Annotated in this window: 22 protein-coding genes; 7 read left to right on the forward strand and 15 right to left on the reverse strand. The window is 73.1% G+C overall.

Going from position 1 to position 22,821, the window contains the following annotated elements; translation table 11 throughout:
- Window positions 1-29: 29 nt before the first annotated feature.
- From ACH35V_RS13405 to ACH35V_RS13450, 10 genes are all read right to left on the reverse strand, one after another.
- Entirely contained in the window at window positions 30-1,154 is a 1,125-nt protein-coding gene (locus tag ACH35V_RS13405) for an acyl-CoA dehydrogenase family protein (protein WP_395972358.1), read from the reverse strand.
- A 1-nt stretch (window position 1,155) separates the two neighbouring features.
- Window positions 1,156-2,367: an acyl-CoA dehydrogenase family protein gene (locus tag ACH35V_RS13410; RefSeq protein WP_395972359.1), complete on the reverse strand. Its 1,212-nt coding sequence runs from the start codon at window positions 2,365-2,367 to the stop codon at window positions 1,156-1,158.
- Between the two features lie 11 nt (window positions 2,368-2,378).
- Window positions 2,379-4,598 (reverse strand): acyl-CoA dehydrogenase family protein, encoded by a 2,220-nt coding sequence (locus ACH35V_RS13415; RefSeq protein WP_395972360.1) that lies wholly within the window; start codon window positions 4,596-4,598, stop codon window positions 2,379-2,381.
- Window positions 4,599-4,609: 11 nt separating this feature from the next.
- Window positions 4,610-5,746: a steroid 3-ketoacyl-CoA thiolase gene (locus tag ACH35V_RS13420; protein ID WP_395972361.1), complete on the reverse strand. Its 1,137-nt coding sequence runs from the start codon at window positions 5,744-5,746 to the stop codon at window positions 4,610-4,612.
- Window positions 5,747-5,772: 26 nt separating this feature from the next.
- Window positions 5,773-6,975, reverse strand: a complete 1,203-nt coding sequence (locus ACH35V_RS13425) for a DegT/DnrJ/EryC1/StrS family aminotransferase (protein ID WP_395972362.1) — start codon at window positions 6,973-6,975, stop codon at window positions 5,773-5,775.
- A gap of 71 nt (window positions 6,976-7,046) precedes the next feature.
- Window positions 7,047-8,231, reverse strand: a complete 1,185-nt coding sequence (locus ACH35V_RS13430; protein ID WP_395972363.1) for a lipid-transfer protein — start codon at window positions 8,229-8,231, stop codon at window positions 7,047-7,049.
- Complete coding sequence (locus tag ACH35V_RS13435) at window positions 8,228-8,659, reverse strand: hypothetical protein (protein ID WP_395972365.1); 432 nt, start codon at window positions 8,657-8,659, stop codon at window positions 8,228-8,230. The genes ACH35V_RS13430 and ACH35V_RS13435 overlap by 4 nt, the downstream gene beginning before the upstream one ends.
- On the reverse strand, window positions 8,656-9,081 hold the full coding sequence (locus ACH35V_RS13440; RefSeq protein WP_395972366.1) for a Zn-ribbon domain-containing OB-fold protein: 426 nt from the start codon (window positions 9,079-9,081) through the stop codon (window positions 8,656-8,658). Before ACH35V_RS13440 ends, ACH35V_RS13435 begins: the two co-directional genes overlap by 4 nt.
- The gene (locus ACH35V_RS13445) at window positions 9,078-9,647 is read right to left on the reverse strand and encodes a MaoC family dehydratase N-terminal domain-containing protein (protein ID WP_395972368.1); all 570 of its coding nucleotides are present in this window, start codon (window positions 9,645-9,647) and stop codon (window positions 9,078-9,080) included. Before ACH35V_RS13445 ends, ACH35V_RS13440 begins: the two co-directional genes overlap by 4 nt.
- Before the next feature lie 28 nt (window positions 9,648-9,675).
- Window positions 9,676-10,557: a MaoC/PaaZ C-terminal domain-containing protein gene (locus tag ACH35V_RS13450; RefSeq protein WP_395972369.1), complete on the reverse strand. Its 882-nt coding sequence runs from the start codon at window positions 10,555-10,557 to the stop codon at window positions 9,676-9,678.
- 241 nt (window positions 10,558-10,798) lie between these two features.
- Between ACH35V_RS13450 and ACH35V_RS13455 the strand changes: the two genes are divergently transcribed.
- Window positions 10,799-12,475 carry a class I adenylate-forming enzyme family protein gene (locus ACH35V_RS13455; protein ID WP_395972371.1) on the forward strand — a complete coding sequence of 559 codons (1,677 nt, stop codon included), beginning with the start codon at window positions 10,799-10,801 and terminating at the stop codon, window positions 12,473-12,475.
- A 3-nt stretch (window positions 12,476-12,478) separates the two neighbouring features.
- Here ACH35V_RS13455 and ACH35V_RS13460 read toward each other — a convergent pair whose 3' ends face one another.
- Both ACH35V_RS13460 and ACH35V_RS13465 read right to left on the reverse strand, forming a co-directional pair.
- Window positions 12,479-13,096 (reverse strand): TetR family transcriptional regulator, encoded by a 618-nt coding sequence (locus tag ACH35V_RS13460; protein ID WP_395972372.1) that lies wholly within the window; start codon window positions 13,094-13,096, stop codon window positions 12,479-12,481.
- 36 nt (window positions 13,097-13,132) lie between these two features.
- Window positions 13,133-13,978 carry an IclR family transcriptional regulator gene (locus tag ACH35V_RS13465; protein ID WP_395972374.1) on the reverse strand — a complete coding sequence of 282 codons (846 nt, stop codon included), beginning with the start codon at window positions 13,976-13,978 and terminating at the stop codon, window positions 13,133-13,135.
- A 279-nt stretch (window positions 13,979-14,257) separates the two neighbouring features.
- On the opposite strand from ACH35V_RS13465, the gene ACH35V_RS13470 reads away from it, so the two are divergent.
- On the forward strand, window positions 14,258-14,506 hold the full coding sequence (locus ACH35V_RS13470) for a DUF4873 domain-containing protein (protein ID WP_395972375.1): 249 nt from the start codon (window positions 14,258-14,260) through the stop codon (window positions 14,504-14,506).
- A 362-nt stretch (window positions 14,507-14,868) separates the two neighbouring features.
- A complete protein-coding gene (locus ACH35V_RS13475) occupies window positions 14,869-15,957 on the forward strand; it encodes an MBL fold metallo-hydrolase (RefSeq protein ID WP_395972377.1) in 1,089 nt (362 codons plus the stop codon).
- 61 nt (window positions 15,958-16,018) lie between these two features.
- Here the strand turns inward: ACH35V_RS13475 and ACH35V_RS13480 are convergent, their stop codons facing one another.
- The 3 genes from ACH35V_RS13480 to ACH35V_RS13490 all read right to left on the reverse strand — a co-directional run bounded on the left by ACH35V_RS13480 (window position 16,019) and on the right by ACH35V_RS13490 (window position 17,893).
- Window positions 16,019-16,522: a flavin reductase family protein gene (locus ACH35V_RS13480; RefSeq protein ID WP_395972379.1), complete on the reverse strand. Its 504-nt coding sequence runs from the start codon at window positions 16,520-16,522 to the stop codon at window positions 16,019-16,021.
- Window positions 16,523-16,598: 76 nt separating this feature from the next.
- Window positions 16,599-17,261 (reverse strand): TetR/AcrR family transcriptional regulator, encoded by a 663-nt coding sequence (locus ACH35V_RS13485; protein ID WP_395972380.1) that lies wholly within the window; start codon window positions 17,259-17,261, stop codon window positions 16,599-16,601.
- Window positions 17,258-17,893: a TetR/AcrR family transcriptional regulator gene (locus tag ACH35V_RS13490; protein WP_395972381.1), complete on the reverse strand. Its 636-nt coding sequence runs from the start codon at window positions 17,891-17,893 to the stop codon at window positions 17,258-17,260. Before ACH35V_RS13490 ends, ACH35V_RS13485 begins: the two co-directional genes overlap by 4 nt.
- Before the next feature lie 191 nt (window positions 17,894-18,084).
- On the opposite strand from ACH35V_RS13490, the gene ACH35V_RS13495 reads away from it, so the two are divergent.
- From ACH35V_RS13495 to ACH35V_RS13510, 4 genes are read left to right on the forward strand one after another with little or no spacing between them, the layout of a single operon-like run.
- The gene (locus ACH35V_RS13495; protein ID WP_395972382.1) at window positions 18,085-19,404 is read left to right on the forward strand and encodes an ABC transporter substrate-binding protein; all 1,320 of its coding nucleotides are present in this window, start codon (window positions 18,085-18,087) and stop codon (window positions 19,402-19,404) included.
- A gap of 20 nt (window positions 19,405-19,424) precedes the next feature.
- Window positions 19,425-20,339: a branched-chain amino acid ABC transporter permease gene (locus ACH35V_RS13500; RefSeq protein WP_395972383.1), complete on the forward strand. Its 915-nt coding sequence runs from the start codon at window positions 19,425-19,427 to the stop codon at window positions 20,337-20,339.
- A 4-nt stretch (window positions 20,340-20,343) separates the two neighbouring features.
- On the forward strand, window positions 20,344-22,044 hold the full coding sequence (locus tag ACH35V_RS13505) for an ATP-binding cassette domain-containing protein (RefSeq protein ID WP_395972384.1): 1,701 nt from the start codon (window positions 20,344-20,346) through the stop codon (window positions 22,042-22,044).
- Window positions 22,045-22,058: 14 nt separating this feature from the next.
- Entirely contained in the window at window positions 22,059-22,781 is a 723-nt protein-coding gene (locus ACH35V_RS13510) for an ABC transporter ATP-binding protein (RefSeq protein WP_395972385.1), read from the forward strand.
- Window positions 22,782-22,821 lie beyond the last annotated feature (40 nt).

Here is a 22,821-nt window from a genome sequence, read left to right on the forward strand (position 1 = left end):
AGTGTGATTAATTCATCACTCAGGCCAGGTCAGGCCGGGGCTCCGATGGGGGCGGCGCGGTCCAGGCGGTCGCCGAGGGCGGCGGCCGTGGCGTCGGCGGCGCCCAGGGAGAAGGCGATCTGCCGTCCCCACAGGAAGTAGCGGTGGACGGGGTAGTCGACGTCGGCGCCGATGCCGCCGTGCAGGTGCTGGGTGGCGTGGACGACCCGCAGTCCCGCCCGCGACGCCCACCATTTCGCGACCAGCGCCGCGGTTTCGGCGGCGTCCTCCTCTCCGGTGTCCATGAGCCACGCCGCCCGCCGGGTGGTCAGCCGGATCGCCTCGGTGTCCAGGTGGGCGTCGGCGGCGCGCACCGCGACCGCCTGGTTCGTCGAGAGGGGGCGGCCGAACTGCTCGCGCTGGGACGTGTACTCCGCCGTGACCCGCAGGGCCTGCGCGCAGACCCCCGCCTGCAGCGCCGAGAGGGCCACCCGGGCACGGCGGCGGGCCCAAGAGAGGACCTCGGCCCCGTCCGCCGGCAGCAGGTTCGCGGTCTCGACGGCGACGCCGTCGCAGCGGACGGAGGCGCGGCTCTCCCTGCTGGTGGCCGCGAGTCCGGTCAGGGCGAGGCCCGCGCCGCCGGTGGGCACGATCGCCATCACGGTCGTTCCGTCGTCCAGCCGGGCCGGGACGAGGAGGGCGCCGGCCTCCCGCGCGGCGGGGACGGAGAGGAGCTCTCCCGTGAGCGACAGTCCGGTGGCGGTGCGCGTTCCCGCCAGTCCCGCGTCGCCCGTGCTCTCCTCCAGCTCCGGGGTGATCAGCAGTGATCCGTCCAGGACGTGGGGCAGCCAGGCACGGGCTTGTTCCGGCGTGCCGAACCGGGCGATCGTCAGGGCGGCGGTGACCACGGGCCATACCGGGACCGGCGCGACCTGCCGGCCCTGCTGCTCCAGCACGGTCGCCAGGCCGAGCATGCCGAGGCCGGCGCCGCCCGCCTCCTCGGGCAGCGCGATGCCGAGGAGACCGGCGCCCGCGAGCGTCTTCCACAGGGCGCGGTCGAAGCCGCCGTGGTCGTTCTCGGCCGCCACGACGCGGTCCAGGGTCGCGAGGTCGGCGAAGATCTCGCCCGCCAGGTCGTGCGCGGCGGCGAGGTCGCCGTCCAGGTCGAACTCCATGTCAGCTCCTTGCGGAAGTGGTCTTCGGCTCGGAACGGCGGCGCGCCGCGAGCGTCATGCCGAGGCTCCTGGACGCGACGATCTCGCGCATCACCTCGTTGGTGCCGCCGCCGAAGGTGTTGTTCTGCGCCCGGCGTCCGAGGGACTCCACCCGGCCCTCCAGCGCGGCGCCGGGCGTGCCGGGCCGCAGCAGGCCGGCGGCGCCGAGCACCTCCTGGAGCCTGCCGTAGGCGGTCACCACCGCCTCGGTGCCGAAGATCTTGGCGGCCGCCGAGTCCCCGCCGCCGAGCGTGTTCGCCGCGACGTCCGCCACCAGGCGGAGGCTGAACAGCTCGGCGGCGCTGAGCAGCGCGTACACCTCGGCCAGCGCCTGCCGCACCCACGGCAGGTCGTAGACGGTGCCGTCGCCGAGCCGCTCCCGCCTGGCCCAGGCGAGGACCTCGTCGAACAGCTCGTTGGCGATGCCGCCGCGGGCGGCGAGGGCGACGCGCTCGTGGTTGAGCTGGTCGGTGATCAGGTGCCAGCCCTGGTTCAGCTCGCCGACCAGGTTCGTCAGCGGCACGCGGACGTCCTCGTAGTACGTCGCGGCCGTGCTGATGCCGCCGACGGTCCTGATCTCGGTGGCGGCGAACCCCGGCGTGTCCGTGGGGACCAGGACGACGGAGATCCCCTGGTGCCGGGGCGCGCCGGGGTCGGTGCGCACCGCGAGCCACACCCAGTCGGCGAAGATCGCCGCGCTGGTGAAGATCTTGTTGCCGTCGATGACGAGCTCGTCGCCCTCGATGCGGGCGCGGGTCTGGAGCGAGGCGAGGTCGGTCCCGGCGCCCGGCTCGGTGTAGCCGATGGCGAAGATCAGCTCGCCCGCGAGGATCCTGGGCAGGAAGTAGTCCTTCTGCTCGCGCGTGCCGTGCTTCAGCAGCGAAGGGGCGACGGTGTTCAGGGTGACGAGCGACAGCGGCGCGCCGGCGCGGATCACCTCGTCGTAGAACACGTAGAGCGCCTCGGGGTCCTCGCCGCGTCCGCCGTACTCCGCCGGAAAGCCGAGTCCGAGCCAGCCGTCCTCGCCCATGCGCCGCAGGATCCGGCTGAAGGTCGGGCCGCCCTCGGTCTGGTCGGCGAGGTCGCGCCGGTCCTCGGCGGTGATGATCTCGGCGAAGTAGGCGCGCAGCTCGGCGCGCAGCCGCTTGGAATCCGCCGACAGGTCGGGATGCACTGGCCGCTCCTTCAGGTGTCCTGGCGCGGCAGCCCGAGGACCCGCCGCGCGATGACGTTGAGCTGGATCTCGATCGTCCCGCCGCCGAACAGGACGGACGGGAGACCGATGTGGTCGATGGCGTAGCCGCCGGCGGAGACGGTCCCGGCCGGTCCGAGCAGGGAGATCAGCGCGCGGGATCCGTCCCGCTGGGCGATCGCGCTGAACACCTTCTGCACGCTGGTCTCGGCGCCGAGGTCGCGGCCGGACAGCCGGGCCAGGGCGCCGCGGAGGGCGAGGGCCGACAGCGCCGTCTCGCGGGCGGTGTTGCGGCCCAGCACGCGCACGGCCTCCTCGCGGGAGGCCGCGTGGTCGCCCCGCTCGATCAGCGCGCGGACGGTCCCGGCGGAGCCGTGGGTCAGCATGCCGCCCATGCTCAGCCGCTCGTTGGACAGCGTCGTCGTGGCGAGCCTCCATCCGTGGCCGGGCTCGGAGACGAGGCACTCGTCGGGGACGAAAACGTCGTCGAGGAAGACCTCGTTGAACTCCGAGCGGCCGGTCGCCTGCTTCAGCGGGCGGACGTCGACGCCGGGCGTCCTCATGTCGACCAGGAAGTACGACAGGCCGCCGTGCTTGGGCGCGTCCGGGTCGGTGCGGGCGAGGCAGACGCCCCAGTCGGCCTCGTGCGCCCCGGACGTCCACACCTTCTGGCCCGTGATCGACCAGCCGCCGGGGACCCGTCCCGCCCGGGTGGTCAGCGCCGCCAGGTCCGAGCCCGCGCCCGGTTCGCTGAACAGCTGGCACCACACGACCTCGCCGCGCAGCGTCGGCTGGACGAAGCGCTCCCGCTGCTCGGGCGTGCCGTGCTCCAGGATCGTGGGGAGCACCCATTCGCCGATGACGGTCGTGGGCTGCGAGATGCCGCGCCGCGCGAACTCCTCCGCGATCACGGACTGCTCGCCGGGACCGGCGGCCAGGCCGTACGGCGGCGGGTAGTGCGGCGCCACCAGCCCGGCCTCGGCCAGGCGCGCCCGGCGCGGCCCGCCGCGCACGGCGAAGCGCTCGTTCTCCCCGGGGGCGGCGGGCAGGGCCTCGACCTCGTCGAGGACGCGCCGCACGCCGGCCCGCAGTTCGGGGAACGCGTCCTCGTCGACGAACGTGAAGTCCCGGGCGCCGGTGAGGGCGGCGGCGCCGAGCCGGCGGGCCCATTCCTCCTCGGCGCCGGCCGACGAGGCGATGCTGAGCGCGCGGCGCCAGTACAGGTGCGCGTCGTGTTCCCAGGTGAAGCCGATGCCTCCGTGCAGCATGACGCACTCGAAGGCCGCGTCGATCCCGGCGGGCAGGGCCGTCACCGCGGCCGCGGCGGCGGCCAGCCGCCGCTGGTCGTCCGGCTGGTGCTCGGCGCGTGCCGCGTCCCAGGCGGCGGCGCAGGCCGTCTCGGCGCGGACGAGCATCAGGGCCGCCTTGTGCTGGACGGCCTGGAAGGCGCCCACCGGCCGGCCGAACTGCTCGCGGGCCCGGACGTACTCGACGGCGGCGGCCAGGCACCACGAGGCGATCCCGGCCGCCTCGGCGGCGAGGACCGTGGTGACGATCAGGTCGGCGCGCGACTGGTCCGGCGGTTTCAGGACGTCGTCGTCCGACACCCGGTGATCCGCCAGTTCCAGGCGTCCGACCGGCCGGGTCAGGTCGGTCCCCTCGTCCGCGTGTACGACGGCCGTCTCCGCCGGGGCGAGCCGGAACCACAGCGTGCGGCGGGCGTCGCCCGCGACGGCGGCCCGGACCACGATCTCCTCGGCTCCGGGCAGGCCGAGCACCGGCAGGCAGGCGCCGTCCACCCGCCAGCCGTCCGCCTCCCGCGTCGCGACCAGCCCGGACGTGGTGACCAGGGCCCCGGTGGCGCCGCCGGCGTAGGCCGCGAGCAGCCGGTCCCGGGCCGCCGACGCCGCGGACGCGGCCACGACGGCGCCGGCGATCGCGGTCGGCAGGAACGGGCCCGGAACCAGCGCCCGGCCGAGCTGCTCGGTCACGACGGCCAGCTCCATGAGCCCGGCGCCCGCGCCGCCGTGCTCCTCGGGCAGGTGCACCGCGTGCAGCCCCTGCCGGACGAGCGCGTCCCAGTGCCGGGGGCGCTTGCCCGCCCCCAGGCCGGCGAGGTCGTCCCGGGTCGCCGCCATCGGCGCGTGGCGCCGGGCGAAGGCCGCGGCGGAGTCGGCGAGGGCGCGGTGCTCGTCCTCGATGGGAAGCGGCATGGGGTTCCTCGTCAGAGTCGTTCGAGAATCAGGCAGGTGGTGGCGGCCGCCGCGCAGATCGCGATCATCGCGGTGTGCGCGTCGCGGCGCTCCAGCTCGTCGACGGCCGTGGCCAGCAGCCGGATGCCGGTCGCGCCGGCCGGGTGGCCGATCGCGATCGCGCCGCCGTTGACGTTCAGCCGGTCCGCGGGCACGTCCAGCTCCCGCGCGAAGGCCATGGGGATGGACGCGAACGCCTCGTTGACCTCGAACAGGTCGATGTCGGCCGTCGTCATGCCGGTCCGCTCGAAGAGCCTGCGGGCGGCCGGGACGGGGCCGTCGAGCAGCAGCTCGGTGCTCCCCCCGACCACGCACTGGGCGAGCAGCCGCGCCCGCGGCGCCGCCCCGAGCTCGCGGGCCCGCTCGGCCGACATCAGCAGCGCGGCGCTCGCCCCGTCGGAGACCTGGGAGGACGTCCCGGCGGTGTGCAGCCCGTCGGGGACGGTCGGCCGCAGCCCGCCCAGCGCCTCCATGCTCGTCTCCCGCAGCCCCTGGTCGCGGGTGACGAGCGCGCCGCCGCCCTCGCCGTCCGGCGCCTCGACCGGAATGACCTGGCGGTCGAGCGCCCCGGCCGCCCAGGCCGCCCGCGCGCGTTGCTGGGAGCGCAGCCCGAAGGCGTCGATCTCCTCGCGGGCGATGCCGTGGACGGCGGCGATGCGGTCCGCCGCGGTGTACTGGTCCGGCTGGTCGATGCTCCAGGTCGCGGGCCGGGGCGAGCCCTTGCCGAGCTTGATCTCGCCGGCGACGGCCAGCGGGACGCTCGACATCACCTCGACCCCGCAGGCGACGCCGACGTCCAGCGCGCCCATCGCGATCTGCCCGGCCAGGAGCTGCACCGCCTGCTGGGCGGTGCCGCACTGGGCGTCGATCGTGGTCGCCCCGGTGCGCGGGGGCAGGCCCGCGTGCATCCACGAGGTGCGGGTGACGTTGCCGAACTGCTCGCCCGCCGGCGTCACGCACCCGCCGACGACCTGCTCGGCGAGCGCGGGCTCGACCCCGGCGCGGTCGAGGACGCCGCGCTGGACGAGCCCGAGCAGCTCGGCGGCGTGCAGCCCCGAGAGCCATCCCGCGCGCTTCCCGAACGGCGTGCGGACCGCGTCGATGATCACTGGGCTCGTGCGGCCCGCGGACCGGCTCACCGGGCGCTCGCGAAGCGGTGGATCGACTCGACGATGCGGGTGACGTGCTCGTCGGTCAGCCCGTGGCTCATGCCGAGGGTCATGCCGCGTTCGAACACCGCGTCGGCGACGGGCAGCCCCCCGTCGGGGACGCGGTGCTCGACGCCGGCCATCATGGGATGGCGGGTGATGTTGCCGCTCCAGACGGTCCGGGTGTCGATCCCGTCGGCCTCCATCGCCTCCTGCAGGTCGCCGCGGGAGAACGGGGCGTCCGCGTCGACCATCACGGGGTAGCAGAGCCAGGCGGTGTCGAGGCCCGCGGTCTGCCGCGGCGGGGTGAAGAAGGCGGGGTATGCGGCGTAGGCGGCGGTGTAGGCGTCGAAGATCTCGCGGCGGCGCTTGTGGTTCGCCTCGAGCCTGCCGAGCTGGACGACGCCGTACGCCGCGCCGAGCTCGGACGGCTCGAAGTTCCACGGCAGCAGGTCGAAGATGAAGTCGTTGTCGTACTCGACGCCGTCGAGGTCCTCGCGGAACGCCCGGCCGGCGCCGCCGCCGAACAGGTTCGGCTCGGAGCGGCGGCCCCAGCGGCGCAGCAGCAGCGCGCGGTCCCGCGACTCCTCGTCGTCGACCATCACCATCCCGCCGGTGCCCGCGCAGGTGATGATGTGCGCCATCGAGAAGCTGGTGACGCTGATGTCGGCGCGCGCGCCGGTTGGCGTGCCGCGCAGCTTCGGCCCGAGGGCGTCGCAGCAGTCCTCGATCACCTTGAGGCCGTGCCGGTCGGCGATCGCGCGGATCGCGTCCCAGTCCGGCGCGTTGCCGCCCAGGTTCGGGAACAGCACGGCCCGGGTCCGGTCGGTGACCAGCGCCTCGATCCCGCCGGGGTCCACGTTGTAGGTGTCCGGCTCGACGTCGGCGAAGACCGGGACCAGGCCGGCGCGGACCAGGGGCGCGACGTCGGTGGAGAACGTCAGCGGCGAGGTGATCACCTCGCTGCCCCGGGGCAGGCCGAGCAGCTCGACGGCCAGGTACAGCGCGGACGAGCCGGAGTTGCACATGACCCCGTACCGCTTGCCCGACAGCGCGGGGATCCGGGTTTCCAGCTCCGCGACGTTCTTGCCGATCCGCAGCCCTTGGGGGCCGCTGCGCAGGACGTCGACGACGGCCTGGATCTCCTCCTCCCCGTGGGTCGCGCGGGCATAGGTGATGCGTTCGGTCACGGTGGCTCCTTGTCTCCGGTGGTGGGGCGCGGCGTCCGGCGGCAGGGCGCGGCCGGTCGGCGGTCCGAGGGTCAGCGGTCCGCGGTGAGGACGATCGCGCTGTGCGGCACCGGCGAGCCGCCGGTGACGAGCACGTTGCCGATCTCCTTCGCGGGCTGGTTGACGGACGTGCCGCGGATCAGGCGCACTCCCTCGGCGATGCCGTTGACCCCGTGGATGTAGCCCTCGCCGAGCTGGCCGCCGTGCGTGTTGATCGGGAGCCGGCCGCCGAGGCCGACCTCGCCGGCGGCGATGAAGTCCTTCGCCTCGCCCCGCCCGCAGAATCCGTACTCCTCCAGCTGGAGCAGCACCATCGGGGTGAACGCGTCGTAGAGGACGGCCGCGTCGATGCCGTCCGGGCCGATGCCCGCCTGGTCCCAGAGTTGCCGGGCGACCAGCTCCACCTCGGGCATCTCGTCGATGTCGGGACGGTAGTAGCTGCTCATCGAGATCTGCTGCGGGCCGACGCCCTGGGCCGCGCCGGTGATGACGGCCGGGGGGTGCGGCAGGTCGCGGGCGCGCTCGGCGCTGACGATGACGAGGGCCTGCCCGCCGTCGCTCTCCTGGCAGCAGTCGAGCAGCCGCAGCGGGTCGGCGATCATCCGGGAGTTCTGGTGGTCCTCAAGGGTGATCGGACGCTCGTGGAACCACGCCTTGGGGTTGCGGGCGGCGTGCTCGCGGGACAGCACCGAGACCCGTCCGAAGTCCTCGCTGGTGGCGCCGTACTTCTCCATGTAGCGCCGGGCCAGGAACGCCTCCTGCTGCGCCGGGGTCAGCAGCCCGTACGGGTTGATCCAGTTGCGGTACTCCTGGTCGGTGTTCGCGGTGTAGGCGAACGGCGGCGGGCCGGCGCCGAACCGGTGCCCGGACCGCTCGTTGAAGGCCCGGTACACCACGACCACGTCGGCGACGCCGCCCGCGACGGCCAGGGCCGCCTGCTGCACGGGGGCGCAGGCGCCTCCGCCGCCGTGCGGTATCCGGCTGAAGAACCTCAGCTCCGGGATGCCGAGGGCGCGGGCCACGGCGATCTCCGGGTTGGTCTCCATGGTGAACAGCGCGAACCCGTCCACCTCCTCGACGCCGATCCGCGCGTCCGCCAGGGCGGCGAGGACGCTCTCGCACGCGAGCCGCCATTCGCTGCGGCCGGAGTTCTTGGAGAACTCGGTGGCCCCGATGCCGGCGATCGCCGCGGCTCCGGAGAATCCGCCGTCCCTCATCGGTCCCCTCCCTTGATCGGCGTCACGCCGTCCTGGATCGGCGCCACGACCACGTCGGCGGTCACGTGGGTCCCGCGCGAGTTCCGGCCGGTCACCCGGACGGTCACCGAGCCGCCGGTCACGCCGGTCACCTCGCCGGTCAGGCGCATGGTGTCGCCCGGGAAGTTGGGCACGCCGAGGCGGAGCGCGACCCGGGTGATCCGGGCTTCTGGACCGGTCCAGTCGGTGATGTAGCGGTCGACGAAGCCGTTGGTGGAGTTGATGCTCATGAAGATGTCGGGCGTGCCCCGCTCGCCGGCCTTGCCGGGGTCGTGGTGCACGTCCTCGAAGTCCTGGGAGGCGATCGCGGTCGCGACGATCAGCGTCCGGTCCAGCGGGAGGTCCAGGTCGGGCAGCGCCGTGCCGACCGCGCAGTCCGGGAAGGTCATGCCCGGTCACCTCCGGGCAGGGTCAGCCGGGGCAGGATCTCGCCGTGGGCGTGCTCGGCGAACCCCACCTCCAGCTCCATTCCGATCTTCAGCTCGTCGAGGCCGACGCCGGAGATGTCGGCCACCAGCCGGGTGCCCTCCTCCAGGTCGACCAGCCCGACGGCGAGCGGGTAGTCGAACGCGCCGTCCTTCGGGTGGTGCAGGACGGTGTAGCTGTGCAGCGTGCACCGGCGGCTGGCGTCCACGCTGTCCCAGGCCAGGGACCGGCAGGAGGCGCAGGCGGGGGCGGGCGGGTGCCGGAGCGTGCCGCAGTCGGTGCAGCGCTGGATCGCCAGGCGGCCCGCGCGGGCCGCGGTGAACCAGAACTCGTTGTCCTGGGTGATGATCAGATGGGGGACGGCGGTGCGGACGGCGTCGCTCATCTGCCCTCCTCGGTGTCGGGGTGGACGGTGTCCGGGTTGAACCGCAGCAGCCGGAACCGCTCCTCGACGAGCAGGTCGCCGTGCCGGTCCACGTAGCGTTTGCGCAGCGTGATGAACACCCCGTCGCCGAGCCCGGTGCGTTTCACGGGCGAGACGTCCTCGATGGCGAAGTGGGCGGTCACGTGGTCGCCGGGATGCAGTTCCCGGACGTAGTCCTGCTCCACGTTCGTCGCCACGACCGAGGTGAAACCGGCCTCGTCCAGCACCGCGAGCAGCCGGGAGTAGGCGAAGTCCTCGCTGACGCCCTCCGCCCGGAGCCGGTGGATCTCCCGGTGGCGGCGGTACCCGGCCATCACCCAGGTCGAGATCATCGCGGGCGGGCAGACGACGTCGCGGCGGCCGGTCGCGCGCGCGGCCTCCGGATCGACGTACACAGGGTTGAGGTCGTCGTGCGCCTCGACCCAGTTCCGGATCATCGCCGCGTTCACGTCGTACCTCGCGACCCGGGGCGGCTCCGCCACCTCGCCCGCGAACGGCGCGCAGCGCGCCTCCACTTCATGCACCATGGACCCTCCTGGAAATCGTCGTCCGCCGTCAGGTCACGTGCGCGACGGCGTGGGTGAGCACGGGCGCGTCCCCTCGCTCGGGGCAGGCGGCGGAGAGGGTCAGCGTGTTCCCGTCGCGCCACACCGAGGTCCGGATCGTCTGGCCCGGATGGAGGGAACCGGCGAAGCGCGCGCCGATGCTCCGCAGCCGGGCGGTGTCGCCGTCCAGGACGCCGTCCACGACGGCCTTGGCGACGATGCCGTACGACGCCAGCCCGTGCAGGATCGGCCGCTCGAAACCGGCCGCCTTCGCGAACTCCGGGTCGGCGTGCAGCGGGTTCAGGTCGCCGTTGAGGCGGTAGAGCAGCGCCTGGCCCGGGGTCGTCCGCGATTCCAGGACGTGGTCAGGCGCCCGCTCAGGTACCGACCACGTGGATTCCGGCCCCGGTTCACCGCCGAAGCCGCCTTCGCCGCGGGCCCAGATCTGCGTCTCGGTCGTCCACAGCGGCTCTCCCGACGGGGCGGTCGCGGCGCCCTCCAGCACGATCACCGCCGCCTTGCCCTTGTCCCACACGTGCGTCACGCGCGACGACACGGTCGCCTCGCCGGCCACGGGGATCGGACGGTGCACCGTCAGCGCCTGCCCGGCGTGCAGGACGCGGCGCAGATCGACGTCGATGCCGGGCAGGCTCATCGCCGGGACTCCCCCGTCGCCGGACGAGACGCCCTGCCCCGCGACCATGGCGAAGGTGGGCAGGACCCGCAGGTCCCGCTCGAAGGTGTAGCGCAGCTCGGGGTCGGCGTCCGGGCCGGCGTCGGCGTCCGGGCCGGCGCCCAGTGACAGGTGGTAGAGCAGCACGTCGCGGCGGTTCCAGGCCAGCGTCCTGCGGGCCGGGGCGGCGGACAGCGCCTCGTCGATGTCGATGCCCATCGGTCAGATCCCGCGTCTCGGTGATGCGTCACGGTTCAGCGCCATGCACGCAGCCTGCCGAGCGGCGTCCCGGGAGCGGGCCCGGATCCCACTGAGTGGCGGCGGCCCCCGCGTACCCGAGAATGGGAATTCCCCGTCCGGCCCGCCGTCTTGCTCAGCGGGAGCGGAGCGCCGGGGCGGCGGGCGGCCAGGCCAGGATCGGCCGTCCGGACACCCCGGCCGTCGACGTCTGGAGCAGCCCATGGATTCCGCAGCCGAGTTCCCCGACGCCGCCGAGGTCATGGCCGCGCTCACCGGGCCGGGCGGGGAGTTCGAGCCGGTGGCCACGCCGATCCTGGGCGCCCGGCTCGCCGCGCTCCCCAGCCGGTACCGCGCCCTGCACGAGGTGCTCGCCGAGGCCGCCGCCTGGGGCGACCGCGACTACATCGTGACCGCGACCGAGCGGATCGGCTTCGCGGAGTTCGCGGACACCGTGTCGGCCGTGGCCCGCGCCCTCCGAGACCGGTACGGCGTCCGTCCCGGCGACCGGGTCGCGATCGCCGCGGCGAACAGCCCCGCCTGGATCACGGTGTTCTGGGCGACCGTCTCGATCGGCGCCGTGGCGACGGCGTGCAACGCCTGGTGGTCGCGGCGCGAGCTGGCGCGGGCGCTCGACCTGACCGAGCCGCGGGTGATCGTCGCGGACGAGCGCCGCGCCGCCCTCCTGGACGACGCCGCCGTCCCGGTCATCGAGCTTCCCGCCGGTCTCGACGCCCTGGCGGCCGGGCACGCCGGCGCGCCAATGCCGTCGTCCGAGGCCGGGCCGGACGACCCGGCCGTCATCATCTTCACCAGCGGCACGTCCGGACGGGCCAAGGGCGCGGTGCACAGCCACCGGAACCTGCTGGCCGTCGTGGAGTACCACCGGTTGAACGACGCGCTGGCACAAGCCTTCGGGAGCCCCGTCGCGCCGGAGGACAAGCGGTATCTGCTCGCGTCCCCGCTCTTCCACATCGCAAGCCTGCACAACCTCGCCGTCCCGCGCCTCGCCACCGGGAGCACGGTGGTCATGCACACCGGCGCCTTCGACGCCGGGCGCGTCCTGCGGCTGATCGAGCGGGAACGCGTCACGCACTGGGGCGCCATGCCCACGATGGCGCACCGGCTGCTGGACCACGGCGACCTGTCCGGCTACGACCTGTCGTCCCTCACCGCCTTCTCCCTGTCCTCGGCGCCGTCGTCGCCCGCGTTCAAAGAACGGCTGCGGCGCGGGCTGCCCTTCGCCGCCGGCTCGCTGGTGGACAGCTACGGCCTGACCGAGTCGTGCACGGCGGTGACCGTCGCCACGGCCCAGGACCTGGCGCGGTGGCCGGGGACCCTCGGACGGCCCGTCGTGACCGTCGAACTCGAGATCCGGGGCCCGGACGACAGGCCCGTCCCGGACGGGGTCGAGGGCGAGGTCTGCGTCCGCAGCCCGTTCAACATGCTCGGCTACTGGAACGACGACGACGCGACCGCGCGGGCCATCGACGCCGACCGGTGGCTGCACACCGGGGACCTCGGCGTCCTGGACGACGGCCGCCTGCGGCTCAGCAGCCGCCGCTCGGACCTGATCATCCGCGGCGGGGAGAACGTCTACCCCGCCGAGGTGGAGGGCGTCCTCGCCGAGCACCCGGCGGTGGCCGAATGCGTGGTCCTCGGCGTGCCCCACGAGGAACTGGGCCAGGAGGTGCTGGCCGTCGTCGTCACCCGGGACGGGACGAGCGTCACCGAGGCCGAGCTGACCGAGCATGCGCGCGCGGCCCTCGCCTACTACAAGGTCCCGGCGCGCTGGCGGATCACGACCGAGCCGCTCCCCCGCAACGCGACCGGCAAGGTCGTGCGCAGGGAGGTCGCCGTCGCCGACCCGGCGGCGTCCGGCGGGGGCGCGGGCCGCTGACCGTCAGGCCGCCGCGCCGCCCAGCCGCGCGCCGAGCAGCATCTCGCAGGAGACGCGGATGTCGGCGTCCGCCTCCTCCGGCGACAGCCTCTCGTTGAGGCAGGACAGCAGGACGCCGTACCAGCACGATTCGAGGAGCCGCATCAGGCGCTCGTCGGCGGGCTCCGGAGCGTCGACGCCGGCGACCCGCAGCAGCATGTCGCGGAACGTGCGGTCCGACGACCAGGGGCCGTTCGCGATGGTCTGCGCGGTCTGGTCGGCCTGGAGGACCGCGCGCGCCAGCCGCGGCCGCCGCATCATCTGCTCCCTGGCCCGCACCAGGACCTTCACCACGGCTTCGAGGGGGGCCTCCGGCTCCGGCCGCGTCCGGGACGCCTCCTCCGAGAGCCGTTCGATCTGCTTGCGCTTCACGGCGGTGAACAGATGGATCTTCGAGGGGAAGTAGCGGTACAGGGTGGCGAGCGCGACCCCGGCCTCGTCGGCCACGTCCTGCATCTGGACCCGGTCCAGGTCGTGCACGGACCCGAGCTTCCGCGCCGCCCGGAGGATGCGCTCGTGGCGGTCCTTCTGGCGCGGCGACCTGGGCTCCGCCGCCGGGCGTGCGTCGGCGATGCGTGCCACTGCGTCTCCTTCGGTCGATGCCGTCGATTCTGCCGGTCAGATCCAGTCGCCGTCCCGGCCGATCGCGATGAGGCGGGCCAGCGTCTCGGCCGACCAGGTCTGCTCGGCCGGCGAGTTCTGCTCGGACGGCACGGTCTGCTCGGGCGCGCCGGCGGGCCGGCGGGCCCGGCCTTCGGCCTGCGAGACGAGCTCTCCGGAGATCGTCCGGGCGGCGGCGGCCACCAGCGGGGCGACGGTCTCCAGCCGGCACTCGGCGTCCCCGACGAGCGAGACGGCCCCGACCGGACGGTCCGGGCCGCGCACGGCCGCGGCGACGCAGGCGATGCCGGGGCTGTGCTCGCCGCGCTCGAAGGCGATCCCGCCGCGGGCGCGGATCCGGTGCATCTCCTGGTACAGGGTGCCCGGGTCGCCGATCGTGCGCTGAGTCAGCCTGCTCATCGAGTCGCCGACGCGCGCGTCGACCTCCTCGGCCGGCAGCCAGGCCAGCATCGCCTTGCCGAGCGCGGTGGAGTGGGCCGGGGCGCCGCCGCCCACCCGGGAGGGCACCTCGGCGGCGAACCGGCCGCCCGCCTTGTCGAGGTAGCGGACGCGGGCGTCCTCCAGCACGGCGAGGTGCACGACCATGCCGGTTCTGAGCAGCAGTTCGTGCAGCACCGGGGCCGCGGCCGCGCGCAGATCGACGAACCCCTGGGCGTCGCCGCCGAGCCGCAGGGAGCGCCGGCCGAGCGCGTAGCCGGACGCCGAGTGCTCCAGCCACGCCGTCTTCACCAGCTGATCGAGGATCCGGTGCGTCGTGGACCTCGGGAGGCCCGTCGACTGGGCGATCTCTTCGAGCGTCAGCCGCATGGTCGAGCCGCGGAACAGGTCCAGGATGAGCGTCATCCGTTCGACCATGGACGGAGGAAGCTCCGGCGAGCTGCATCGCGGCCGCCCGACCGTCGCGGCTGAGGTCATCCCGACCACCCCAAAACTAAAGTCAATTCTGGTTTCCGCTTCGCACGGTAGCGCTCACGTGGGCAGAAGGGAAGCGTCCGGACGAACTCCGCCCACCGGGCAGCGATGTCGCGCCGTCGTTCCCCACACCCCGAGAACGTCGGAACCGAGCGCTATGGTGCGTCTCATGACGACACTCCACAGCAGCCCTCCTGAGACGACCCGAGCGTGAGCCGCTACCGGGGACCGGCCACCCTGATCAGCAGCGACGGGGCCGAGGTCGAGGTCTACGTCGACCTGCGCTCCAAGCAGCGGGAGTGGTCCGGCACCGCGACCATCGGCGACTTCGACGCCACCGGTCTCGACGACCGGACGCTGCGGCTTCCAGACGGCCGTGAAGCACAGGTCACGCTCGGCAACTCGGCAGCCTGGTCCGACGTCATCGCCCTGACCGGAACCGGCCCACCACCCTTCTGAGCAGCCCGTCCTATTGGCGAGCCAACGCAAGCGCCTGCCCGGGCGCGGCCGGCCTCTCGTCGGCGACCGCTGTGGAGCTTTGTCGCGATCACCTCTTTTCGGCGCGCCCGGGAATCGGCGTGGCGCCTGCGGACAGTGGGCCGGACCTCTTGCCAGTGCGGCCCGGTCGGCCGTAGGGTCGCCCGAGTTCCTGTAGTGATTACTACAGAGAAAGGTCCTCGTCGGTCGTCGGCGACTCCTTCGCCGCGTCCCCAGCGAAAGAAGAGGTCGTCATCATGTGCGATGAGTCACGTCTGCAGTTGTCTCGCAGGGGGTTGTTGCGCTCTGCCGGTGCGGCGGCCGGTGCGGTGACCGTGTCCGGTGTGTTGAGCGGTACCGCGGCGGCGGCGGGGCCGTCCTCCCCGGGCGGCGCGGAGGGGTACGGGACTCGGCTCGTCCTCCTCGGCACTTCCGGAGGGCCCATCTGGTGGAAGGGGTCGGACCGGGACGGCGTGTCCTCCGCGCTCGTCGTCGGCGACGCCCTCTACCTGGTGGACTGCGGGAACTCGTCCGTCCACAACCTGCGGGACGCGGGGCTGCTCGGGCCGGGCGAGGGCAAGAACGACCTCGGGCACCTGCGCGCCGTGTTCCTCACCCACCTGCACTCCGACCACATCGCCGACTACCCGGGGCTGCTGCTCTACGGCATCTGCGGCGGCGGGCTCGGCCGGGACGACCGGCCCGTGCGGGTGTTCGGCCCGGGCAGGCGCGGGGCGCTCCCGGCGGTGTTCCCGCCGGCCCGGCCCGTGCCCGATCCGGTGAACCCGGCCGCCCCCACGCCCGGGACGGTCGACATGACCGCGTCCCTGGTCGCCGCGTTCGCCACCGACTTCAACGACCGGCTCTTCGACACCGGGTCCCCGGCCGTGACCGCCCGGGTGAGCGCCCACGACATCGCGCTGCCGGACGGCGCCGCGCCTGGTCAGAAGGTTCCGCGTCTGCACAGGCCCATCCGGGTCTACGAGGACGACCGGGTGCGCGTGACGGCGACGCTCGTCGACCACGGGCAGATGTTCCCCGCGTTCGGGTTCCGGTTCGACACCGACGACGGCTCGGTGGTGTTCTCCGGCGACACGACGGTCTCGGACAACCTGGTGGACCTGGCCGGAGACTGCGACGTCCTCGTCCACGAGGTGATCGACCGGGCGTGGGTGGAGCAGAGCATCGCGGCGCTGCCCGTCCCGCAGGAGACCAAGGACGGCTACATCAACCACATGATCGGCGCTCACACCACCACGGAGCAGGTCGGGAAGGTGGCGCGGCGGGCGGGGGCGCGCAAGCTCGTCCTGAACCACTTCACGCCCGGCCACCTCCCGGACGGGCGGTGGCGCCGGGCGGGCCGCGACCTCGGCGGGCCGGTCGTCCCCGGGCGCGACCTCATGCAGATCGGCGTCGGGCGCAGGAGGCGCTGACCCGCGCCCCGGCGCGACCCGGCGCGACCCGGCCGGTCGGGTCGCACAGGGTCGCGCCGGGTCAGTGCGGGGTGAAGGTGCCGTAGGAGCCGCGGTGGAACAGCAGTGGCGTGTCGTCGTCTCCCAGCTGGAGGTGGACGACGCGTCCCACGACGATCTGGTGGTCGCCGGCGTCGTGCAGCTGCTCGGTGACGCAGTCGATCCAGGCGACCGCGCCGTTGATGACCGGGTTCCCGGCAGGGGACGGACGCCAGCCGATGTCGTGGAACTTGTCGGTCTTGCGCATCGCCACCGCGCGGCAGACGTCCTCCTGGGCGGCGGACAGGACGTTCACGCAGAACCGCTCGCCCGACTCGCGCAGCGCCCGCCACGAGCTGGAGTTCTTGTCGGGCAGGAAGGCCACCAGCGGCGGGTCGAGCGACACGGAGGTGAACGAGCCGACCGTCATGCCGATGGCCGTGCCGGTAGCCCCGAGCGCGGTGACGACGACGACGCCGGTCGGGTACCGGCCCAGCACGTGACGGAAGCAATCCGGGTCGATGGCGCCGTTCGCGGTCAGCGGCATGGCGGAGCTCCTCCCTGTAGCGATCGCTACAGAGACTGCCATGAGCGACCCCGGCGTGACAACCGTGTCCCGGGGCTCAGTCCGCGACGGCCGCCTCGACGATGGCCACGATGATCTCGATGAAGTCGTCCGGGTCCCAGTCGTCGTGGATCTGGTGGGCCAGGAACAGCCCGTCGGTCGAGGCGAGGACGATGCGGGCCAGGTCCATCGCCAGCTCCGGGCGGCGGGCCTGCAGCTCGGCGTCGAAGTACGAGGTGAACCAGGCCGCGATGCTGCTCGCCACCGCGTCGCGGGTGGACAGGAAGTACTGCCGCGCCTCCGCCTCCACCTCGCGGGACTCCAGCAGCAGCAGGTGGCCGATGCGGAGGAAGTCCGGGGCGCCTGGCAGGGTGCGCGCCGAACGCGACAGGATCGCGCGCAGCCCGTCCGCCAGCGGGCGCTCGTCGCGGGGGTCGCGCTCCCAGCGCGGCTGGGCGGCGATCCACTGCTCGAAGCTGTGCCGGACGACCTCGGCGATGAGGTGGTCCTTGTCGCGGAAGAACCAGTAGACGGAGCTGGCCGGGAGGCCGGACCGCTTGGTGACCCGGGAGATCGTGGTGCCCTCGTAGCCGAGCTCCGAGGCGATCTCGGCGGCGGCCTTGAGGATGCGGATCCGGGAGATCTCCCGGTCGTCGGCGGGACGGGACGCGCGGCGGGACGACGGCGACGCGCGGCGGGAGGACGGCGGCACCGCGCTCACTTCCCCTCACCGAGCCAGGCCATGGCCTGCGCGTGCACGCCCGCGGCGATCAGGTCGACGAGCCGCTCCAGGTCCCAGTTCCGGCCCGAGTGGACGCCGATGTAGAGCCCGTCCATGACGGCGAGGTGGAACCGCGACATCCGGTCGGCGACCTCGCGCGCCCGCTCCGGCGCGCCGCCGGGGAGCACCTGCTCCCACCAGTCCCGGATGGCGGCGCGGGTCTCGCCGCGGACCTCGATGTAGCGGCGGCGCGCGGCCGGCTCCTTCGGACGGTTCGCGAGCCCGAGCATCAGCCCGAGCCGCCAGAACTCGGGACGGTCGGCGATAGCGTGCGAGGCCCGCTGCAGCCGGTCCCGGACCTCCTCGGCGGGGTCGGCGATGCCGACCCGCTCCTGCCAGGTCGGGGCGGTCTCCCGCCAGCGCCGGTAGCTGAACTCCAGCGTCTCGGCGAGAAGCTCGTCCTTGTTGCGGAAGTGCCAGTAGACGGAGCTGGCCGGCAGCCCGGTGGCCTCCGTGACCAGGGCGATCGAGGTGCCGTCGTAGCCGCGCTCGGCGGCGATGGCGAGGGTCGCCTCCAGGATCCGCTCCCTCGACTCCTCGCCCCGTTGGTGGCGGCGCGCCGTCTTCCGCATCTGCTGTCGCTCCTCTGGCCTGTGAAAACTCGGCCCCGGCAGGGGGTTGTGCCGCCCATCACATCATGGGTACGGTCACAACGCGTCCCTGTAGTGATCACTCCAGTAAATGTAGTGATCAATACGGAATCTTCGGACGCGGTTGCTTCGTGGCAACGCCGCGGCGTTGGTCAGCGAAACGGAGAAGAAACATGCTCATCCCTCGCAACGGACCCCGCCGCCGGCGGCTGCTCGCCCCCGTCCTCGCCGCGCTCACCGCGGCCGCGACCCTCGCGGCCTGCGGCTCGGGCGACACCGGCGTCAGCGCCGAGGACGCCAAGAACCAGGCAACCGACCTGGTGAAACTCCTCGGCGTCAAGGACGGCGCCGACCTCGGCGGCAAGGTCGACTTCAAGCTCGGCGCCGCGCTGACCCTGTCCGGCCCGTCCGCCGCCAACGGCGAGTCGATGCGCAACGCCATCGAGCTCGCGGCCAAGCAGATCAAGGCGGCCGGCGGTCCCACGATCCAGTTGAGCGTCAAGGACATCAAGGGCCCCGACCCCGTCGCCGCCAAGCAGGCCGCGTCCGAGCTGGCGTCCGAGCGCGTCCCGGCCAAGATCACCTCGATGGGCGACGGGCTCGGCGCGATGCTCGCCGACACCGACAAGAACAAGATCCTCAGCCTGGACGGCGTCGGCGGCGCCCAGGTCTTCACCAAAGGGACCCAGTACTTCTACGGGACGCGCGAAGTCGCGCCGTCCGACGCGGTGCCCGGCGCCCTGGAGTGGTTCAAGCGCACCCGCCCGGAGGGGCGGACGGTCGGCCTCGTCGGCGTCGACCTCGGCCCGCTGAACGCGGCGATCCAGGCCGACATGAAGGCGAAGATCGAGGCCGCGGGCCTGACCTTCAACGGCCTCTGGGAGACCGTCGCGCCCGGCTCGCAGGACTACGCGAGCATGATCTCGAAGGTCAAGAAGAACGAGCCCGACCTGCTCTGGGTGGCCTTCGGCGGCGCCGCGCCAGGCGCGTTCACCGCGCAGGCCAAGGGCGCCGGGATCGGCGCCGAGCTGCTCGGGATCGAGTTCACGCAGGAGGCGGTCAAGGCGTCCAAGGGCGTGCTCGACAAGGACGGGTTCAAGTTCGCGATGGACTACTTCGACGCGTCCAAGCCGTCCAACCCGCTGGCCAAGCTGTTCGCCGCGGCCTACGAGAAGGCGTACGGGGAGCCCGCGGACTTCTACGCCGCGAACGCCTACGAGGAGACCCTGATGGTCTGGGACCTCATCCGCCGCGTCGTGGCCGCCGGAGGGAACCCGTCCGACAGCGCCCAGCTCAAGGCCGCGCTGGAGAAGGACCCGAAGTTCGCGTCGGTCTACGGCGGCGACGGCGGGACGGTCGGCACCCTGCAGATCGACCTCGCGACGCACGGTGTCGCGCGCCGTCCGATGGGCGTCTTCGAATACAAGGACGGCAAGGTCAAGGCGCTCGCCACCTACGACGTCAAGGGTCAGGACTTCCGCCTCGCGGACTGATCGGTGCTCAGGGGGAAGTCATGCATGACCTGCTGGACGCCGAACTCTGGCAGCTGACCGCGAACGGCCTCGTCCGGGGCGCGTTCTACGCGGCGCTCGGGGCCGGGCTGGCGCTCGTCATCGGGGTCACCGCCCGCTTCCATTTCGCGTACGCGCTCACCTACACCGTGGCGCCCTACGCCGCCTTCTGGGCGATGGACGGTCTCGGCGTGCCCTTCTGGCCGTCCGCGCTGATCGGGCTGGCCGCGGCGGTCGCGGTGAGCATGCTGCTGGAGGCCGGCGTGTACGAGCCGGTCGCGCGCCGCGCCGCCGACCGCGCCATGCTCGCCGTGCTGGTCACGTCGATCGGCGTCAGCACCGCGGGCATCGCGCTGCTCCAACTCAAGTTCGGCACCAGCGGCGTGCCGTTCTACGGGCCCGACCAGGTGCGGCACGACGCCGGCCCGGTGCGGGTCTCCAATTTCGAGCTCTACCTGGTGGCGACGTGCCTCGTCCTCGTCGCGGCGCTGGCGGCGTTCCTGGCGTTCACTCCGATCGGACGTTCGATCAAGGCGGTGCGCAGCAACCCGGGCCTGGCGTCCGTGCTGGGGATCGGCGTCCGCCGGGTCAACCTCGTCTGCTTCGCGATCGCCGGGCTCGTCTCCGGGGCGTGCGCGCTCTGGTACGGCCTGCTCTACACGGTGCAGCCGACCATGGGCGACACGACGGTCATCTACGGCTTCGTCGTCGCCTTCCTGGCCGGGACGCGGTCCTCCCCGCTGCGCGCGCTGCCGGTGGGCGTCGGGCTCGGGCTGCTGGAGCAGTGGGCGTCGATCTGGCTGTCGCTCCAGTGGACGCAGACCGCCGTGTTCACCGTCCTCACCGGATACCTCGCGTTCCTCGCGGTGAAGGACCGGCTGCCCCCAATTCGTCTCGTGCCGGTGCGGAGGGCCTGACGCCATGTGGATCAACTATCTGGACCAGGCGCTGCTGCTCGCGGCGCTGGCCGTCAGCGTCAACCTGCTCGTCGGCTACGCCGGGCAGGTCTCCGTCGCGCACGCCGCGTTCGCGGGCGTCGGCGGGTACGCGGTCTGCTTCCTCGCGGGCGTGCACGGCTGGCCCTACCTCGCGTCCCTGGCCGTGGCCGTGCTGGTCGCGACCGCGTTCGGCGTCGTGATCGGGCTGATCGCGCTCGGGCTCGCGCAGGAGTTCCTGATCCTGATGACGCTGGCGTTCTCGCTCGGGATCATCGGCGTCTTCGCCACGTTCGACTCCCTCGGCGGCGTCATGGGCATCACCGGCGTCGGCGGCCTGCGGCTGTTCGGAGTGGAACTGGACGGCCCGTCCGACTGGCTGGTCCCGTCGGCGGCCGTCCTCGCGCTGGTCTTCGCGGTCTGCCACCGCCTCGGCGAGTCGCCGTACGGACGGGTGCTCAAGGGCATCCGCGAGGACGCCGTCGCGACCCGGGCGCTCGGCAAGAACACCTTCGGCCGCAAGGTCGGCATCTTCGCGATCACCAGCGGGCTGACCGGGCTGGTCGGCGGCGTCTACGCGGGCTGGCTCGGGCAGGCGACGCCGTCCGCGTTCGGGTTCCCGCTCGCGATGGCGGTCTTCGCGATGGTGATCGTCGGCGGCAACGCCAACCTGCTCGGCTCGGTCGTGGCCGGTGTCGCGCTCACGATGATCGAGCCGGTGCTGCGCGAGGTGCTCGGCGTGCAGAGCACCCAGGCCGCGCTGTGGCAGGTCGTGCTGTACGGCGCGCTGCTGGTGCTCGTGATGATCGTCCGGCCGCAGGGCCTGTTCCCGGAGCGCTCCCGGCGGGTCGTCGCGCCCGGCACGGCGGCGGGTCGGGCAGCGGTGTCGCCTCGCGCGCCGTCGGAGCGGGTCGTGGACGCGGACGCGGAGGTGGTGCTGCGCGCGGACGGGCTGTCGAAGCGCTTCGGCGGCATCACCGCCGCCAAGGACATCGCGCTCGAACTGCGGCGCGGCACGATCACGGCGCTCGTCGGCCCGAACGGGGCCGGGAAGACGACGGCGTTCAACCTGCTCACCGGCACCGTCGTCCCCGATGCCGGGTCGGTGCGGCTGAACGGCGCGGAGCTGGTCGGGATGCGCCCCGACCTGATCGTCCGGGCGGGGCTGGTGCGCACGTTCCAGGACGTCCGGCTGCTGGACCGGCTGACGTGCCTGGAGAACGTCATGCTCGCCGTGCCCGGCCAGCCGGGCGAACGCCTCGGCCGCCTGTTCGTACCCGGACGCCACGTCTCCCGCGCCGACCGCGACGCCGCCGCGCAGGCGATGGAATGGCTCGGCTTCGTCGGCATGGCCGACCACGCCGGGACGCCCGCCGGCGCGCTCTCCTACGGCCAGTCGAAGCTCGTCTCGCTGGCGCGGGCGCTCGCCACCCGCGCGGACGTCCTGCTGCTGGACGAGCCCGCGTCCGGTGTGGACGCGGCCTGGGTCGACACCATGCTCGCCATGGTCGCCGCCGTCCGGGACGAGGGCCGCACCGTCTGCCTGGTCGAGCACAACCTCGACGTGGTCCGCGAGCTGTCCGACCACACCTACTTCATGGAACTCGGCGAGATCACCGCGTCGGGCACGATCGCCGAGCTGACCGGCTCGGCCCGGCTCGCCGAAGCCTACTTCGGCGCACAGTGAGGGGAGGGCCGCCGATGACCACGGTGCGGGACGCGCCACTGCTCGACGTGAGCGACCTGGTGGCGGGCTACGGCCGCAAGGAGGTGCTGCACGGCGTCGCCCTCCGCGTGGCCGCGGGCGAGATCGTGACGCTGATGGGCCACAACGGCGCGGGGAAGACCACCACGATCAGGTCGGTGCTCGGCGCCGTCCGCCCCAGGTCCGGGACGGTCCGGATCGCCGGACGCGACACGACGCGCGATCCCGTCCGGCGGGTCGTGGCGGCGGGCGTGGCGATGATCCCGTCCGAGCGGTTCGTCTTCCCCGACCTCTCGGTGCACGACAACCTGCTCCTCGGCGCGGCGAACGCCCCGTCCGGCTCGGACACCGCTGAACGCCTAGCAGCCGTCAAAGAACTGTTCCCGATCCTGGACGAGCGCGAAAAGCAACCGGCCGGATCGATGTCGGGCGGCCAGCAACGGATGGTGAGCCTCGGAATGGCACTAATGGCCCGCCCCCGGCTCCTCCTGCTCGACGAGCCGTCCCTCGGCCTCGCGCCGTCCGTCGTCGAGGCCATCGTCGGACGCCTCCGTTCGCTCGCCGACGACGAGCGCATCGGAATTCTCCTGCTGGAACAGAACGTCAAGCAGGCCCTCCAGGTCACGGATCGCGCCTACGTAATGCGCTCAGGCCAAATAATCCTCGAGGAGACCGCCGAACAGATGAAGCGCCGCACCGATTTCTGGGATCTGTTCTAAGGACGCGCTCAACGGCCCCGGGACGAAGTCCCGGGGCCGT

Source organism: Actinomadura sp. 1N219, from assembly GCF_044326405.1.
In the GTDB taxonomy this organism is placed as follows: Bacteria; Actinomycetota; Actinomycetes; order Streptosporangiales; family Streptosporangiaceae; genus Spirillospora.